At 71.4% G+C, this 16,325-nt stretch carries 13 protein-coding genes and 1 riboswitch; of the genes, 8 read left to right on the top strand and 5 right to left on the bottom strand.

Annotated features, from left to right (window positions below):
• Positions 1-717: 717 nt before the first annotated feature.
• Complete coding sequence (locus ABZ910_RS14725; RefSeq protein ID WP_361363753.1) at positions 718-1,020, bottom strand: chorismate mutase; 303 nt, start codon at positions 1,018-1,020, stop codon at positions 718-720.
• A 362-nt stretch (positions 1,021-1,382) separates the two neighbouring features.
• Between ABZ910_RS14725 and guaA the strand changes: the two genes are divergently transcribed.
• The 4 genes from guaA to ABZ910_RS14705 all read left to right on the top strand — a co-directional run bounded on the left by guaA (position 1,383) and on the right by ABZ910_RS14705 (position 6,042).
• A complete protein-coding gene (guaA, locus tag ABZ910_RS14720) occupies positions 1,383-2,963 on the top strand; it encodes a glutamine-hydrolyzing GMP synthase (protein WP_361363750.1) in 1,581 nt (526 codons plus the stop codon).
• 149 nt (positions 2,964-3,112) lie between these two features.
• Positions 3,113-3,907, top strand: a complete 795-nt coding sequence (locus ABZ910_RS14715; protein ID WP_361363747.1) for a class II aldolase/adducin family protein — start codon at positions 3,113-3,115, stop codon at positions 3,905-3,907.
• Positions 3,908-4,092: 185 nt separating this feature from the next.
• Complete coding sequence (locus tag ABZ910_RS14710) at positions 4,093-5,370, top strand: hypothetical protein (protein WP_361363744.1); 1,278 nt, start codon at positions 4,093-4,095, stop codon at positions 5,368-5,370.
• Positions 5,371-5,514: 144 nt separating this feature from the next.
• Complete coding sequence (locus ABZ910_RS14705) at positions 5,515-6,042, top strand: DoxX family protein (RefSeq protein WP_361363741.1); 528 nt, start codon at positions 5,515-5,517, stop codon at positions 6,040-6,042.
• A 55-nt stretch (positions 6,043-6,097) separates the two neighbouring features.
• Here the strand turns inward: ABZ910_RS14705 and ABZ910_RS14700 are convergent, their stop codons facing one another.
• Both ABZ910_RS14700 and ABZ910_RS14695 read right to left on the bottom strand, forming a co-directional pair.
• Positions 6,098-6,343, bottom strand: a complete 246-nt coding sequence (locus ABZ910_RS14700) for a hypothetical protein (protein ID WP_361363738.1) — start codon at positions 6,341-6,343, stop codon at positions 6,098-6,100.
• On the bottom strand, positions 6,330-7,820 hold the full coding sequence (locus ABZ910_RS14695) for a PspC domain-containing protein (protein WP_361363735.1): 1,491 nt from the start codon (positions 7,818-7,820) through the stop codon (positions 6,330-6,332). Before ABZ910_RS14695 ends, ABZ910_RS14700 begins: the two co-directional genes overlap by 14 nt.
• A 180-nt stretch (positions 7,821-8,000) precedes the next feature.
• Here ABZ910_RS14695 and ABZ910_RS14690 point away from each other — a divergent pair, with 180 nt between their 5' ends.
• Together ABZ910_RS14690 and ABZ910_RS14685 are read left to right on the top strand one after the other, a co-directional pair.
• A complete protein-coding gene (locus ABZ910_RS14690) occupies positions 8,001-9,293 on the top strand; it encodes a PspC domain-containing protein (protein WP_361363732.1) in 1,293 nt (430 codons plus the stop codon).
• Entirely contained in the window at positions 9,290-10,021 is a 732-nt protein-coding gene (locus tag ABZ910_RS14685; RefSeq protein WP_361363729.1) for a response regulator transcription factor, read from the top strand. The genes ABZ910_RS14690 and ABZ910_RS14685 overlap by 4 nt, the downstream gene beginning before the upstream one ends.
• Before the next feature lie 112 nt (positions 10,022-10,133).
• Here ABZ910_RS14685 and ABZ910_RS14680 read toward each other — a convergent pair whose 3' ends face one another.
• Positions 10,134-11,195: an NlpC/P60 family protein gene (locus tag ABZ910_RS14680; protein ID WP_361363726.1), complete on the bottom strand. Its 1,062-nt coding sequence runs from the start codon at positions 11,193-11,195 to the stop codon at positions 10,134-10,136.
• 430 nt (positions 11,196-11,625) lie between these two features.
• Here ABZ910_RS14680 and ABZ910_RS14675 point away from each other — a divergent pair, with 430 nt between their 5' ends.
• Positions 11,626-11,979 (top strand): hypothetical protein, encoded by a 354-nt coding sequence (locus ABZ910_RS14675; protein WP_361363723.1) that lies wholly within the window; start codon positions 11,626-11,628, stop codon positions 11,977-11,979.
• A gap of 99 nt (positions 11,980-12,078) precedes the next feature.
• On the opposite strand, the gene ABZ910_RS14670 is transcribed toward ABZ910_RS14675, so the two are convergent.
• Positions 12,079-13,248: an NlpC/P60 family protein gene (locus tag ABZ910_RS14670; RefSeq protein WP_361363720.1), complete on the bottom strand. Its 1,170-nt coding sequence runs from the start codon at positions 13,246-13,248 to the stop codon at positions 12,079-12,081.
• 5 nt (positions 13,249-13,253) lie between these two features.
• Positions 13,254-13,425: riboswitch (cyclic di-AMP (ydaO/yuaA leader) on the bottom strand.
• Positions 13,426-13,792: 367 nt separating this feature from the next.
• Here ABZ910_RS14670 and pcrA point away from each other — a divergent pair.
• Positions 13,793-16,273, top strand: coding sequence for a DNA helicase PcrA (gene pcrA, locus ABZ910_RS14665; RefSeq protein WP_361363718.1), 2,481 nt, complete (start codon positions 13,793-13,795; stop codon positions 16,271-16,273).
• Positions 16,274-16,325 lie beyond the last annotated feature (52 nt).

The following is a 16,325-nucleotide window of genomic DNA, read 5'->3' as shown; positions in this document are numbered from 1 at the left end:
CGCAGCACGAACGTCTGGGGGAGGCCTCCGCGTGTGGGTTGCGGGTGTGGCCCTTGTTGCTGCTGGTTTGATCAGTGAGACCTGTGAATGGTTGCGGCGTCACTCACACGTTTCTTATGTGGGCTGCGTCACATGCGAAAGGGCCCCGCGGACGGAGCCGCAGGGCCCTTCTTCGTCAGCACGGCGTCAGGGCAGCGCCGGTGCCCCGGGGGCGGCGCCGGGGGGCGCGCCGCTGGTGTGGTGCCGCTGGTGTGTGGTGCCGAGCGCCCTGCGTGCGCCGGGTCGGTGCCCCGGCGCGCTCTGGGGCGTGTGGGTGGGTCGACCTCCGGCGGGTCGGGCGGGACATCGCAATGCGGGGGTGCGGATGGGGACGTGGGCTTCTCGCATCGTGCTGGTGATCACGGCCTCCGCAACCGTGTGACCGAGCCCGGTGCGGCGGGCATGTCTGCGGTTTCCACCGGTCGACGGTTTCCGCCGGTCGACCCCGGGCGTCCCCGGAGCCGACCGTTCTCTTGGATGACCGGGCTGCTGTCCCCTGCCGTCCGGTCACTTCCCTGGAGCGAGGTCCCACGACGCACGGCACGATCCGTACGCCTCATCGCCCCAGCGAGCCACGCGTGGTTCTTTCGGGCCCGCCCCTGGCTGGCACGGACACCGGGACCAACGAAGCGGTGCGCGAGGCGGTCACGCGCCGTACGAGTGAGAGCGGGACCGAACTCAGATGCGACCCCGGCACAGTTCGAGGAGCGTCATGGCGAGGGACGTACCGGGCTTGCCCAGCGCGTCCCTGTAGTGGCCGAGGATCTCCATCTCGCGGGAGAGGTTCACGCGCCGGCCGCCCGAGGTGAGCCGGGCCTGCTGGATCGCGGCGGACACGGCCATCCGTTCCTGCACGAGCCCGATGATCCGCTCGTCCAGCGCGTCGACGCGCTCACGGGCGTCGGTGATCGTGTCGGCGGCCTCGGGGGTGCGGGCACCGGTCTTCTCGGTGGCGGAAGTGGCGGGGGCGGTGGCGCTCATGGCAGGGGGCTCCTTGTCGGTGTGGCCCGGGTGCCCCGGTCCGGCAGGTCCCGCAAACGCCAGGCGCCCCGGACCTTGTCGGCCCGGGGCGCCTGGGAAGTCGCTTGTCAGTTGCTCAAGCAGCACGACCATGGCAGCCGGTGGGCCGGTTGCCATAGGTAAAGAGGAAGGTCGGGTGCGCGAGCATGCGGCCAGTATGCCACGTCACACAACGGCACCTCTGTGTCCGGCCGAGACGGGCGGGCGGGTGCGTAAGAGACCGGGGGTCCGGGGGCGGAGCCCCAGGACGGGACCGGTCCGACGGCCACCCCCGTTAGAATCGGAAGATACCGACCCCCCGCCCAACCGCCGGAAGGCACCCCGTGTCATCAGCGACTCCCGCTGCCGCCACCCCCGACACCGTCCTGGTCGTCGACTTCGGCGCGCAGTATGCCCAGCTCATCGCCCGTCGAGTCCGCGAGGCGCGGGTCTACAGCGAGATCGTGCCGAGCACCATGCCGGTCGAGGAGATGCTCGCCAAGAAGCCGGCGGCGATCATCCTCTCCGGTGGCCCCTCGTCCGTGTACGAGCAGGGCGCCCCCCGCCTCGACCGCACGCTCTTCGAGGCCGGTGTCCCCGTCTTCGGCATGTGCTACGGCTTCCAGCTGATGGCGCAGACCCTCGGCGGCACGGTCGACAACACCGGCGCCCGCGAGTACGGCCGTACGGATATGTACGTCTCCAAGCCGTCCTCCACTCTCTTCGAGGGCACCCCCGCCGAGCAGGCCGTCTGGATGTCGCACGGCGACGCCTGCTCCGCCGCCCCCGAGGGCTTCGCCGTCACGGCCTCCACGGACGTCGTCCCGGTCGCCGCCTTCGAGAACGACGAGAAGAAGCTGTACGGCGTCCAGTACCACCCCGAGGTCATGCACTCCACGCACGGCCAGCAGGTGCTGGAGCACTTCCTGTACCGCGGTGCGGGCCTGACGCCGAACTGGACGACCGGCAACGTCATCGACGAGCAGGTCGCCCTCATCCGCGAGCAGGTCGGCGACAAGCGCGCGATCTGCGGTCTGTCCGGCGGCGTCGACTCCGCGGTGGCGGCCGCGCTGGTCCAGAAGGCCATCGGCTCCCAGCTGACCTGCGTGTACGTCGACCACGGCCTGATGCGCAAGGGCGAGACCGAGCAGGTCGAGAAGGACTTCGTCGCGGCCACCGGCGTCCAGCTGAAGGTCGTCGACGCCGAGCAGCGCTTCCTCGACGCCCTCGCCGGGGTCTCCGACCCCGAGGAGAAGCGGAAGATCATCGGCCGCGAGTTCATCCGCGTCTTCGAGCAGGCGCAGGCGGAGATCATCGCGGACGAGGGCCCCGCGGTCGAGTTCCTCGTCCAGGGCACGCTCTACCCGGACGTGGTCGAGTCCGGCGGCGGCACCGGCACCGCCAACATCAAGTCCCACCACAACGTGGGCGGCCTCCCCGAGGACCTGGAGTTCCGGCTCATCGAGCCGCTCCGCAAGCTCTTCAAGGACGAGGTCCGCATGGTGGGGCAGGAGCTCGGCCTGCCCGACGAGATCGTCCAGCGCCAGCCCTTCCCGGGCCCCGGCCTCGGCATCCGTATCGTCGGCGAGGTCACCAAGGAGCGCCTGGACCTGCTGCGCGAGGCCGACGCCATCGCCCGCGAGGAGCTGACCGCGGCCGGCCTCGACCGCGACATCTGGCAGTGCCCGGTCGTGCTGCTCGCGGACGTCCGCTCGGTCGGCGTCCAGGGCGACGGCCGCACCTACGGCCACCCGATCGTCCTGCGCCCGGTCTCCTCCGAGGACGCGATGACCGCCGACTGGTCGCGCCTGCCGTACGACGTCCTCGCGCGCATCTCGACCCGCATCACCAACGAGGTCCGCGACGTCAACCGCGTCGTCCTCGACGTCACCTCGAAGCCCCCGGGCACCATCGAGTGGGAGTAGTCCCGCTCGATGAACGGTGAAGAGGTGGAACGGCTCAGGCCGTTCCACCTCTTTCGTGCGAGAGCGCTCTTTTGCGCAAGAACGCTGTCCTCCCGTGCGAACCGACGGTAACTTCCGCACCGTAAAGCAGAACCAGTGCTGGAGGACCTATGCACGGGCCCACCCCGCCCCTGCCGCTGCCGACCGACCAGTTGCAGTTCGCGATGCCGCCGATGCACGAGTCGCTCGAGGACGAGCGCCGGCACCGCAGGCAACGGCTGGCCGGCGCGCTGCGGGTCTTCGGCCGGTCCGGCTTCGAGGACGGGGTGTCGGGTCACATCACCGCACGCGACCCGGAATTCACCGACTGCTTCTGGGTCAACCCCTTCGGGATGCCCTTCAAGCACGTCACCGTCGGCGACCTCGTCCTCGCCAACCGGGACGGGCAGGTCATCGAGGGCCGCTACCACATCAACCAGGCCGCGTTCGCCGTGCACGCGGCGGTCCATGCCGCTCGCCCGGACGTCGTCGCGGTCGCCCACTGCCACTCCGTGCACGGGCGCGCCCTGGCCGCCCTCGGCGAACTGCTCGACCCGATCACCCAGGAGAGCTGCGCCTTCTACGAGGACCACGTCCTCTACGACGCCTACACCGGCGTCAACGTCGACGCCGTGGAGGGCCGCCGGATAGCGACCGCGCTCGGCAGCCGCAAGGCGCTCGTCCTGCGCAACCACGGGCTGCTGACGGTCGGCGACTCGGTGGACGCGGCGGCGTGGTGGTTCCTGTCGATGGAGCGCTCCTGCCAGGTGCAGCTGACGGCGAGGGCGGCGGGGCGTCCGGTGCTCATCGACCACAAGCTGGCGGTCGCGACCCGCGAGCAGCTCGGCGGCGACCTGGTGGCATGGATCAACTACCAGCCGCTGTGGCAGGACATCAGCCGCAGCGAGCCGGATCTGCTGAACTGACGGACATGCTTCCGGCCGGGTCAACGCGGCGGCCCGCGCTTCACCCGGGGTGACCACCTGCCGAACGCGCGGGGTGGGCCGTAGGGCACAATTCCCTGTCATCACAAGGGAGTTGCGCGGCGACGGTCGACCCTGTCCAAGGGCGCCGGCCGCGCCGCGGGTCGTGGGGAAGGCGGGCGTCGGGCGTGGCGGTGCAGGAGGCGAGGCAGGGCGCGGGGACGAGCGCCCACGGGGGCGGTTGCACCTGCGGGGACTGTCCGCACGGGGCGCGCGAGGGGCACCGGCGGGCGGTCGCCGAGTTCCTGCTCAAGCGCGACGCGTTCGCGGCCGGGCAGGGGCTGCCGGCGGCGGTGGCCCACTCGGCCTCCGCCTCCCGCCAGTGGGTCTCCGCGGAACTGACGCAGACCGCCGAGGCCGTCGCCGAAAGCGGCCGGGCGGAGGGCGAGGCATGGCTGACCCGGCTGTGGCTCCGGGCGGTGTACGTCCTGTGGGCCGCCGTCGCCCTGCTGCTGATGGCCGAGTCGCTGACGGCGATCGGCGCGGGCTGGACGAGCGCACGCACTGCCGGACTGCTGGCCGCGCTGGTCGTGGCCGGTGCGCTGACCGCCGCCTCGTGGTTCCACCGGGCGCGCGGCGGGGCGCTCGCCCCGGTCATCGGCGAGGACAACCGGATGTCCACCTCCCGTACCGTCGCCGCCGCCTGGGTGCTGTTCGTGGCGTACGCGGTGCTGGTGCTGGCGGGCCGCCTCGCCGCCGCCTCCGACCACCGGGAACGCGACGCGCTGATCTCCGGACTCGACCTCGCCCGCGGGGCCGGGATCGCGACCGTGCTCGCCGTGGTCTGCGGGATCGCGGTGCTCGTGCGACGCGTGGTCGGCCTGCGGATCCTCGGGCAGCGGCTGCAGAAGGTACGGGCGCGCCGGCCACGCGCGGCCGACCTGCTGACCGACGACGGCGGCCGGGGCACCTTCGCCGACATCCAGTACGTCGTGATCGGTGCCGTTGCCCTCGTGTTCGCCGCGGTCCGGCTGGCCCGCCGCCCCGACCAGCTGCCCGACCTGCCGTGGGGTCTGGCGGTGGTGGTGCTGATCTCGGCCGCGACCTACCTCGCCGCCAAGTACGCGGAGGGCGGCCGCCCGGTGATCCTCTCCGTGGTCCGCGCCCGCGAGGCCGGCGACCTGGACGGGCCGATCCGCACCGGTGACGACATCGAGATCCGCGGCGCCGGCTTCGTACCGCCCGGCGCCCAGAGCGCCGACCAGCTCTCCCGCATGATCGTCCGCATCGGCGCGGTCGACGTCCACGTCCCCCTGGTCCCCGTCACCGGCGGCTTCAGCAACCCCACGGACGCGGTGCTCACCGTCCCGGTACCGGCCGAAGTGGAGCCCGGACGCGTGGAGGTGCGGGTGGTGACGGCGGCCGGGATCGCCACCGAGCGATGCGTGGTCGAAGTGATGGAGTGACTCTCCGGGCGAGCGGCTCTCCAGCGGAAGGATGACCAAGCCGAATTCGGGAAATCGGCCACGGAGAGGATTGAGCCGGATTCGATTGTCGTACGTATGGTCTGTCGAGGGTCACGGTATGCGGGCGAGAGGCGGCTGGGAGCGATGACGCACAGCATTCGTACGGACACGCACAACTATCTCGACAGCGACCGGACCTTGCGGGACACCACCACCCGATACGCCCTCCTTCCGCTTCGGGTCTTCCTCGGCGTCACCTTCATCTACGCCGGGCTGGACAAGATCACCGACAGCTCCTTCATGAAGGCCTCCGGTTCCGGCTCGATCGGCGACACCATGAGCTCGGTCCGGGACTCCGCGGCCATCCCGGCCATGGTCGACATGGCCCTGAAGAACCCCGTCGGCTTCGGCTACGCCATCGCGTTCGGCGAACTCGCCGTCGGCATCGGCATCCTGGTCGGCCTGTTCGGCCGCCTCGCCGCACTCGGCGGCGCACTGATCTCGCTCAGCCTGTGGCTGACGGTGAGCTGGGCCACCACCCCCTACTACTACGGCAACGACCTCGCCTACCTGATGGCCTGGCTGCCCCTCGTCCTCGCCGGCACCCCGTACTTCTCCCTGGACGCGGCCCTGCGCAGGAGGCGCCGGGGGCGGGCGGGTGGCTTGCGGTAGATCCCGCCGGAGGGGAGTTGCGTCCCCTGCAGGGACCAGAGTTCCTGGCAGGTCGTCAGCTCGTCGCGCCGGTGTCGGCGGCGCCAGTGCCGTTCCCGCGACCCGGCCCGCGCCTGCCGCGTATGCCCCGGGTCAAGGCCGCCGTCGCGCCCGCGAGGCAGAGGCCGCCCACGACGAGCGGGACGATCGCGAACCACGGGGTGTCCCACAGGCCGACCGCATCACCGGCGTAGACGGCGCCCGTGCCGGCGAGGAAGAGCCCGGCGACCAGCCGACCCGGCTGGAACTCATGACGCAGCACGGCTCACCTCCGCCTGTCCCACGCCGACCTGTAGGCCGAGATCGAGCGTGCCCGCGTCCTTGCCACCCGGCGCCGGAGCCAGCGTCACGTCCTTGTGCCTGTCAGGCTCCACGTCCACGCCCTTCCTGTCGTCTCCCGGTATTCGGATGTCGCCCAGTCCGACGTCGATGCTCATCCGCACGGTCACGTCCGCCGGCACGATCACGCGCAGCCGGCCCGCGCCCACCTGGGCCCCCGTCTCCAGGGTCCGCCCCTTGCCCGGGTGTATCCGCGTCAGGTCCAAGGTGCCGACCCCGGTACCCAGGTCGTACTTCCGTTGCACGTCCGCAGTCGTCGCGGGGCGCCATGACGTGTGGTTCCAGTGGGCGGTGATGTCCCGTGGCAGTGCCGTCGCCCCGGCGAGCAGCGCCGCCGTGAGCACCGCGAGGAACACCGATCCGGCCCCCGTACGCCCCAGGGCCGCGCTGACGGCGATGCCGATGCCGAAGACGACGAGCGCGCAGGACAGACCCGCCTGCAGGCTGGTGCCCAGCGGGTGCGCGCCCCAGGTCCGACGGGCGCCCAGGCCACCGGCCACGAGGGCGAGCAGGAAGACCCAGCCGCCGATCCAGCGCGGGCCGCGCGCCTTCGCCTTCGCGGGTGCGGGCGCGGGACGCGGTGTGCGTATCTCGGTGGTGCCGTGGCCGTAGGACAGGCCGAGGCTGACGTCGAGGGCCGCTGTGACGTCCCCGCCGCGGGAGTCTCCGGGGCCCCACAGATAACCGGTACCGCCGACGTGCGTGCCGTCCTTCACGATGGGGTCGCGCCACCAGGAGGGGTAGGTGGTGGGGACCGGCGGCGCCTGGGCCTCGGGCGGGGCGTCGGCGGCGGCCTGGGCCGCTATGGGGCCTGCTCTCCCCGAGCGCGGTCCGGCGCTCGGGGAAGGCGTGGCGTCGGGAGCGTCGCGTCGCTGCGACCAGTAGCCCGCGCCGGCGAGCAGCAGTGACAGGACGGCGGCGAACGTGAGCACCCCGCCGTTCCTCAGCATCGTCAGGAACACCCAGCAGCCGATCAGGGCGAAGAGCACGGCGGCGAGCGCCTGCCCGTCGACCCGGCCGGTGAGCAGCTTGCGGACCTCGTTCTCCTCCTCGTCCTCGTACGGCACGAAGAGCCAGGCGAAGCCGTAGAAGATGAGCCCGATGCCGCCGGTCGCGGCCAGCACGGCGAGGGTGATGCGGAAGATCACGGGGTCCATGTCGGTGCGCCGCCCGAGCCCCGCGCACACGCCCGCGATCACCTTGTGGCGCCGCTCGCGGCGGAATCCGCGCAGGGCCGCGAGGGGTGAGGCCTCCCCGGAGCTCGGGACCGTTCCGCCCGAGCCGCCCACGCCGGCGGAGTCGGCCGCGGCGGGCGCGGCATCCGTCGGCCCGGCGCCCGGGGTCGGGCGTGGGCCGGGGCCGGGTCCCGGACCCGTCGCGGCGTGCTCGTGATCTGTCATGCGTCCATGGTGACGGCCGGGCTGCCGCGACGGCAGGGGGAACGACCCTGGGCGAACCCTGAAATCGGCCCCCGAGACGGTGCGGGGGAGGCGTGCGACGGCCCGGGTTCCGAAGATCAGGGGAGTCTCGGGGGTCGACCCTGATGCCCCGTGACACCCGGTCATGTGACCATCGACGACATGCCGGAAGCCGCAGCACCACCGCTCGACGACCCGCGGCCGCCGCGCAAGCTCTACCGCAGCAGCGACGGCCGCTGGCTCGGTGGTGTGGCGCGGGGGCTCGCCGGGCATCTCGGGTTGCCCGTGGTGTGGGTGCGGCTCGTCTTCGCCGGCCTGTTCATGGCCCACGGCCTCGGCGCGCTCCTCTACGCCGCGTTCTGGTTCTTCGTGCCTCTCGGCGTCGGCGGCGTCGGCGACCAGAAGCCTCCGTCCCTCGTCGGTACCGAGACCTCGCCGGACGGACGCCGCAGACTCGTCGCCCGTAAACCGGACAAGGGCCAGATGGTCGCCCTGCTGCTCATGGTCGTGGTGGCCATGGTCTTCGTGAGCAACATCAACCTGAGCGGCGCGGCCAAGGCGTACCTCATCCCGGCCGTCCTCGTCGGCGCGGGCGTCGCCCTCGTCTGGCGCCAGGCGGACAACGCCCGCAGGGCCCGCTGGGTCGAAGTCGGCCGCCGACGCCGGACGCTGACGCTTCTGCGCGCGGGCGCGGGCGTCCTGCTCGTCACGGCCGGCGTCTCCGGCATCGTCGTCCTGCAGGGCTCCGCCGCCCCGCTCGGCCCGGTGCTCCAGGCCGCCCTCGCCGTCCTCGTCGGCATCACGCTCCTCGCCGGTCCCTATCTCGTCCGCGTGACCCAGGACCTGTCCCAGGAGCGCCTCATGCGCATCCGCGCCCAGGAGCGCGCCGAGGTCGCCGCCCACGTCCACGACTCCGTGCTGCACACCCTGACCCTGATCCAACGCAACGCGGAGAACGCGAACGAGGTGCGCCGTCTCGCCCGCGCCCAGGAGCGCGACCTGCGCACCTGGCTGTACCGGCCCGCGGGCACCGGCAAGGACGAGGACGACGAACCGGCCACTCTCGCCGAGGCGGTGCGGCGCACCGCGGCCGAGGTCGAGGACAAGCACGGCGTCCCCATCGAGGTCGTCGTGGTCGGGGACTGCCCGCTCGACGAGAAGACCGCCGCACAGATGCAGGCCGCGCGCGAGGCGATGGTGAACGCCGCCAAGTACGGTGGCGAGGGCGGTGCCGTGCAGGTCTATGCCGAAGTCGAGGGGAGGAAGGTCTTCGTGTCGGTCCGCGACCGCGGACCGGGCTTCGACCTCGACTCGATACCCGCCGACCGCATGGGGGTCAGGGAATCGATCATCGGCCGCATGGAGCGCAACGGCGGCACGGCGCGGCTGCGGGCGGTGCCGGGCGGCGGCACGGAGGTCGAGCTGGAGATGGAGAGAGCGGAGAAGACGGCATGAGCGACGCGACCGAGACGAACGGCACGGCGGGAGCGGCGGAGGCGGCCGAGGCCGGCCCCTCCGGGAAGCGGCACGTACGTGTGGTCCTCGTCGACGACCACCGTATGTTCCGTACGGGCGTACAGGCCGAGATCGGCCAGACCGAGCAGACCGGCGTCGAGGTCGTCGGCGAGGCCGCGGACGTCGACCAGGCGGTCACGGTCATCACCGCGACCCGCCCCGAGGTGGTCCTCCTCGATGTCCATCTTCCCGGCGGTGGTGGCGTCGAAGTCCTGCGCCGCTGCGCCGCGTTGACGGCCGACGCCGAGCGGCCCGTCCGCTTCCTCGCCCTGTCCGTCTCGGACGCGGCGGAGGACGTCATCGGCGTGATCCGCGGCGGCGCCCGCGGCTACGTCACCAAGACGATCACCGGCACCGATCTGGTCGACTCGATCTTCCGCGTCCAGGAGGGCGACGCCGTCTTCTCCCCGCGCCTGGCAGGCTTCGTCCTCGACGCCTTCGCCTCCACCGACGCCCCACCGGTCGACGAGGACCTCGACCGCCTCACCCAGCGCGAGCGCGAGGTGCTGCGGCTCATCGCCCGGGGCTATGCGTACAAGGAGATCGCCAAGCAGCTCTTCATCTCCGTGAAGACGGTCGAGTCCCATGTCTCCGCGGTCCTGCGCAAGCTCCAGCTCTCCAACCGCCACGAGCTGACCCGCTGGGCGACGGCCCGACGGCTGGTGTGACCGTCCGACGAGGGCTTGAGCCGCTGTCGTTGGGGCCGGAGCATGCCGCGGGCGTCGATCACCAGGCCCTGACCTCGCCACGTCGCCGCCCTCGCCGCCCCGACGCAGGCGCTCACGCCACCCGCGTCGCCCCCGCGAACGGCATTTCGTCGATGGGGGCCACGCGGACCGGTGCCGACGGGTTGGGGGCGTGGATCATCTGACCGTTGCCGATGTAGATGCCGACGTGGCTGACGCCGGAGTAGAAGAACACCAGGTCGCCTGGGGCGAGTTGGGAGCGGGAGACGCGGCGGCCCGCGTCGATCTGGGCGTATGTCGTGCGAGGGAGGGAGACGCCGGCGGAGCGGTAGGCGGCCTGGACGAGGCCCGAGCAGTCGAAGGAGTCCGGGCCCGTCGCGCCCCAGACATAGCGGCTGCCCAGCTTCCGGTACGCGTAGGAAACGGCCGTGGCGGCACGGGGGTTGGGGGCCGCGACGGAACCGGCAGCGCCCAGCGCGTCGCGCGCGTCCGAGCCCGACCGTGAGGCGTGCCCGGCCCCGCCGTCCGCCGTGGCCCGCGTCCGCTCGCGTGGTGACAGCCGGGACAGCAGATGCCGGGCTTCGGCCAGCTTCCCGGTGATCGTCTTCTTCTGCCGCTTCAGCTCGGTCTGTCTGGACCTGAGCGATGCCAGCTCGACGCGGGCGGCGCCGCGCAGTTGCTCGATCTCGCGGAGCTGCTGTCGTACGCGAGCGACGGCCTGCGACTGCCGGTCGGCCACGCGCTCGGCCAACTCGGCGCCCTCCAGGTACTGCCCGGGACTGCCGGAGAACGCCAGCTGCATCGCGGGCGGGAGCCCGCCGCTGCGGTACTGCGCCGTGGCGATGGAGCCCAGCGCGTTCCGCGCCGAGTCGAGCTTCGCCTCCCGGCGGGCCGCCTGGTCCTGCAGCGTCGTCAGCCGCCGCTGCGCCGCATCCGCCTTCTCCTTCGCCCCGTTGTACTTCTCCGTGGCGATCTCCGCGTCCTCGTACAGCCTGTCCACCCTGGCCTTGACCTGCGCAGGCGTCAGTTGCGGCTCGGCGTGCCCGGTTCCGTCGAAGCCCGTCGCGGTCGCCGCGCCCGCCAGGGCCAGGGTCGCCGCGGTACGGGCCGTAGGGCCGCCGAGCGAGCGTTCTCGGGGCTTGCGGTGCGCTGCCACCGGACCGTCACGTCCTTTCGTGTGACTCGTACGACCGCGGGGGCGCTCTCTCGCGCCCGGTGTCCTGCGGCGGCCCGCACGGGGGAGCGGGCCGCCGCCGGACCTTCTCGGCGGAGGTGTCCGGCTGCCGCCCATGGCCCGGGCGGCGGTGGGGAGCCGGTCACCTGGTGGAGGACGCTAAACCTGAGTGTGTCGGCTTGGTAACGCGATGTACGGAAGTGGCGTGACGGGATCGCCTGGTGACCGCATATGACAGCGATCAGGGTGCGGAGCCGCCGACTTCATGTGGAGCCGTGACCGAAGCAGCGGTTTCGGGGCGCGCGGGGTGGCGCGGTGCTAAGGCCACGGGCGCATATGCGCATGAGGGGGAGGGGGCGAGAAGGTGGGGCGGTGGCCGGACGTGCCGGCGCCGCTGATTAGGCTCCCGACCATGGGCGTACTCATCGAAATCTTCGTCGGCCTGCACATCATCGGCATCGCCTCGCTCCTGGGCGGCTTCCTCACCCAGATGAAGGCGATGGGCAAGGGCACAGCCCGGTTCGTCCCCGCGATGCTGCACGGCGCGCTGACCATGCTGGTCACCGGCGTGGTCCTGGTCGGTCTCAACGAGGCCGGCGGCCATCATGTCAACAGCATCAAGATCGGCGTGAAGCTGGCGCTGCTGATCGTGATCCTCGGGCTCGTCTACGTGAAGCGGGACGACGAGACGGTGGACAAGCGCCTCTTCGGCCTGGTGGGCGTGCTGACCATGGTGAACATCTTCATCGCCGTGCTGTGGACGTGACTGAGCCGGACGTGAGATGAGCCGGAGGTGGTGTGAGCCGCCGCGACAGCGGCCCACACCACCGCGGCCGGCTCAGACCAAACGCTCCATCAGGTCGGCTCAGGCCGGCCGCACCACGCTGTGGATGATCGACGAGCCGCCGTAGTAGATCGACTCCTCGCGGACGTAGGCGCCGGGCTTCGGGGCGTGGATCATCATGCCGTTGCCGATGTAGATGCCGACGTGGCTGATGTCGTCGTAGAAGAAGATCAGGTCACCGGGCCGGGCATCGGCGAGCGAGACCGTGGTGCCGACGTTGACCTGGTCCCAGGTGGTGCGCGGGAGGCTGACGCCGGCGGATCTCCAGGCGGCCTGGGTGAGGCCCGAGCAGTCGAAGGAGTCGGGCCCGGTGGCGCCCCAGACGTACGGCTTGCCGATCTGGGCGCGCGCGAAGGCGATCGTCTTCGCGGCCTGCGTGGCGTACGAGGAGTCCGCGGTGGAGGTCGAGGAGCCCGAGGAGGAGCCCGTCGAGGCCGACACGCTCGCCGCGGCGGCCTTCTTCTGCCGGGCCGCCTCCTCCGCGGCCTGCTGCTTGGCGAGCTCCGCCGCCTTCCGCGCGGCCTCCTCCTGCTTCTGCTTCTCGATCGCCGCTAGCCGCGCCTTCTGCTCCGCCGTCAGCTTCGACAGCAGCTCACGCGCCGTCGTCAGCTTCGTCTGGACGGTGGTCTTGGCGGTCCTCAGGTCGGTCTGCGAAGCGGTGAGCGTCTCGAGGCTCTTGGTGGCCTCCTGCCGTTTCTTCATGGTCGCGGACTGCTGGGTGACGTAGTCGTCGACCGCGCCCTTCTCACGTGAGGTCAGCCGGTGCATCAGCTGGCTCTGGTCGAAGTAGTCCTGCGGGGAGTTCGCGAGCAGGAGGGTGGCGGTACTGGGGGCGGCGGCGCCGGTCCGGTACTGCGCCGCGGCGAACGTACCCAGCTTCTCGCGTGCCTTGTTGAGCCGCTCCGTGCGGCGGGCCACGTCGTCGAGGAGGCCGTCGACGCGCTTGCGCTCCTCGCCGGTCTTCACCTTCGCGGAGTTGTACTTCTCGGTCGCCGACTCCGCCTGGTGGTACAGGTCGTCGACCTTCTTCTGGACCTCTTCGACGCTCGGCTTGCCGCGGTCGGCGGAGGGGGCGGCCTGAGCTGTCTGGGACAGCAGGGCCACCGAGGTGAGGGCGGCGGTTGCGAGGGCGGGGGTGCGTATGCCCGCCAGGCCCGTACCGACGGGGCGCGGCTTGCGGTGCGACGCCAAGGGGGACTCCTTCCGTGCTCCGCCTACCGAGTTAGCTGTCGGGTTCGGGCGGGTGGATCCGGAAGGCTGCCCTACGGTCCCTTCCCTGAGGGGAGCGGGACCGATTCACCCCAAGGTCGGTGTGGGTCCCCGGCTCCGGCACCACGGAAGGCGCGCCGGACTCGGCGGGGGCCGCGTGGCCCGGCGACGTTCGCCGGTGGGGGTCCTGCGGCCCGCCCGGCACGGTAGCCAACTCGTGTGGCCCGTGTGAAGGTTGGTGGGTGATATGCCCGATACATTTTCGTGACCTTGGTAATGACCTTGCCTGGCGATGGTCAATTCGGTGTGTTATGAGGTGACTTGTTCGGTTGTTCTCGACGGGGGGATGGCGTCGGTCGCCGTCGCCGCGTGATCGATTCGAGCCGCCTGCGGGTCGGTTGCGTACCGTTACGGCACGATTCTGGAGGGTGAAGGTGGGTGTGTGTGCCGCACCCGGCGTCCCCGGCCGTGGATGTTTTCGGGGCGGCGGCGGTTTGTCGGTGGGGCGCCCTAGACTCGGAGAGCGATGAGCAGCCTCTTTGACGACAGCTTCCTGGCGAACCTCCAGGCCCCCCGCGGCCACGAGGAGGAACCGCCGCCGCCCGAGGACGATCACGCTCCGGAGTCGATTCCGGACGATCTGTTCGGCGGGAAGTTCGACGTGCCGCCGGACCGGGACGCCCACTACCGCGACGGCGCCCCGCGCCCGGTCATCGACCCGGCGGCGCTCCTGGTCGGGCTGAACGACAACCAGCGCGCGGCCGTCGTGCACGCCGGTTCCCCACTGCTCATCGTGGCCGGCGCGGGCTCCGGCAAGACCCGCGTCCTCACGCATCGCATCGCGCACCTGCTGGCCGAGCGGAACGTGCACCCGGGCCAGATCCTCGCGATCACCTTCACCAACAAGGCCGCGGGCGAGATGAAGGAGCGCGTCGAGCAGCTCGTCGGCCCGCGCGCGAACGCGATGTGGGTCATGACCTTCCACAGCGCGTGCGTGCGCATCCTGCGCCGCGAGAGCAAGAGGCTCGGCTTCACGTCGTCGTTCTCGATCTACGACGCCGCCGACTCCAAGCGGCTGATGGCCCTGGTCTGCCGCGACCTGGACCTCGACCCCAAGCGCTTCCCGCCGAAGTCCTTCAGCGCCAAGATCTCCAACCTGAAGAACGAGCTGATCGACGAGGAGGACTTCGCGGCCCAGGCCTCCGACGGCTTCGAGAAGGCCGTCGCCCAGGCCTACGCGCTCTACCAGTCGCGGCTGCGCGAGGCGAACGCCCTCGACTTCGACGACCTGATCATGACGACGGTCAACCTGCTCCGCGCCTTCCCGGACGTCGCCGAGCACTACCGCCGCCGCTTCCGCCACGTCCTCGTCGACGAGTACCAGGACACCAACCACGCCCAGTACGCCCTGGTGCGCGAGCTCGTCGGCCCCTCCGATCAGTCGGCGGACGCGACCCCGGGCGAGCACGAGCTGCCGCCCGCCGAACTGTGCGTCGTGGGTGACGCCGACCAGTCGATCTACGCCTTCCGCGGAGCGACCATCCGCAACATCCTCCAGTTCGAGGAGGACTACCCGGACGCGACGACGATCCTGCTGGAGCAGAACTACCGCTCCACGCAGACGATCCTGTCCGCCGCCAACGCGGTCATCGAGCGCAACGAGTCCCGCCGCCCGAAGAACCTGTGGACCAACGCGGGCGCGGGCGCGGGCATCACCGGCTACGTCGCCGACACCGAGCACGACGAGGCCCAGTTCGTCGCCGACGAGATAGACCGCCTCACGGACGCGGGCGACGCGAGGGCCGGCGACGTCGCCGTGTTCTACCGCACCAACGCCCAGTCCCGTGTCTTCGAAGAGGTCTTCATCCGCGTCGGCCTGCCCTACAAGGTCGTCGGCGGCGTCCGCTTCTACGAGCGCAAGGAGGTCCGGGACGTCCTGTCGTACCTGCGGGTGCTGGCCAACCCGGAGGACTCCGTCCCGCTGCGCCGCATCCTCAACGTCCCCAAGCGCGGCATCGGCGAGCGCGCGGAGGCGATGGTCGACGCGCTCGCCCAGCGCGAGAAGATCAGCTTCGCGCAGGCGCTGCGCCGGGTCGACGAGGCGTACGGCATGGCCGCGCGGTCGACCAACGCCGTAAGGCGCTTCAACGTGCTGATGGAGGAGCTCCGTACGATCGTCGAGTCCGGAGCGGGACCGGCGACCGTCCTGGAGGCGGTGCTGGAGCGCACCGGCTATCTCGCCGAGCTCCAGGCGTCCACCGACCCGCAGGACGAGACCCGCATCGAGAACCTCCAGGAACTCGCCGCCGTGGCTCTGGAGTTCGAGCAGGAGCGCGAGGAGGGCGAGGAGCAGGGCACGCTGTCCGACTTCCTGGAGAGGGTCGCCCTGGTCGCCGACTCCGACCAGATCCCCGACGAGGAGGACGGCGACGGCGTCATCACGCTGATGACCCTGCACACCGCCAAGGGCCTGGAGTTCCCGGTGGTGTTCCTGACCGGCATGGAGGACGGGGTCTTCCCGCACATGCGCGCCCTCGGCCAGACCAAGGAGCTGGAGGAGGAGCGGCGCCTGGCGTACGTCGGCATCACGCGCGCGCGGGAACGGCTGTACCTCACGCGCTCGACGATGCGCAGCGCCTGGGGCCAGCCGTCGTACAACCCGCCCTCCCGCTTCCTGGAGGAGGTCCCGGACTCGTACCTGGAGTGGAAGCGGACGGGAGCCGTCGCGTCCAAGCCCTCCGGGTCGGCGTCCGGGATCGCGGCCTCGCTGTCGTCGTCCCGCTCGCGTTCGTCGGCGGCGGGCGCGTCCGGGTTCGCCACGCGCAGGACGTCGGACAAGCCGGTGGTGTCCCTGGCCGTCGGGGACCGGGTCACGCACGACCAGTTCGGGCTCGGCACCGTCGTCGCAGTGGCGGGCGCGGACGACAAGGCCCAGGCGACGATCGACTTCGGCGACGGCAAGCAGAAGCGGCTGCTGCTGCGGTATGCGCCGGTGGAGAAGCTCTAGCCGGCCCACGAGCGGTTCCGTGAACATGAGTGAGCCCCCCGTCGGAGATCCG

The sequence above is a fragment of the Streptomyces sp. NPDC046805 genome, assembly GCF_040645355.1.
Lineage (GTDB): Bacteria > Actinomycetota > Actinomycetes > Streptomycetales > Streptomycetaceae > Streptomyces.
Note: the sequence above shows the minus strand (reverse complement) of the source record. Positions and strands in the feature narration are given on the sequence as shown.

Coding starts and splice junctions, on each gene's coding strand:
- pcrA (WP_361363718.1), top strand. CDS start 13,793: ATGAGCAGCCTCTTTGACGACAGCTTCCTGGCGAACCTCCAGGCCCCC.
- ABZ910_RS14705 (WP_361363741.1), top strand. CDS start 5,515: ATGACGCACAGCATTCGTACGGACACGCACAACTATCTCGACAGCGAC.
- ABZ910_RS14690 (WP_361363732.1), top strand. CDS start 8,001: ATGCCGGAAGCCGCAGCACCACCGCTCGACGACCCGCGGCCGCCGCGC.
- ABZ910_RS14715 (WP_361363747.1), top strand. CDS start 3,113: ATGCACGGGCCCACCCCGCCCCTGCCGCTGCCGACCGACCAGTTGCAG.
- ABZ910_RS14675 (WP_361363723.1), top strand. CDS start 11,626: ATGGGCGTACTCATCGAAATCTTCGTCGGCCTGCACATCATCGGCATC.
- ABZ910_RS14685 (WP_361363729.1), top strand. CDS start 9,290: ATGAGCGACGCGACCGAGACGAACGGCACGGCGGGAGCGGCGGAGGCG.
- ABZ910_RS14725 (WP_361363753.1), bottom strand. CDS start 1,020: ATGAGCGCCACCGCCCCCGCCACTTCCGCCACCGAGAAGACCGGTGCC.
- ABZ910_RS14695 (WP_361363735.1), bottom strand. CDS start 7,820: ATGACAGATCACGAGCACGCCGCGACGGGTCCGGGACCCGGCCCCGGC.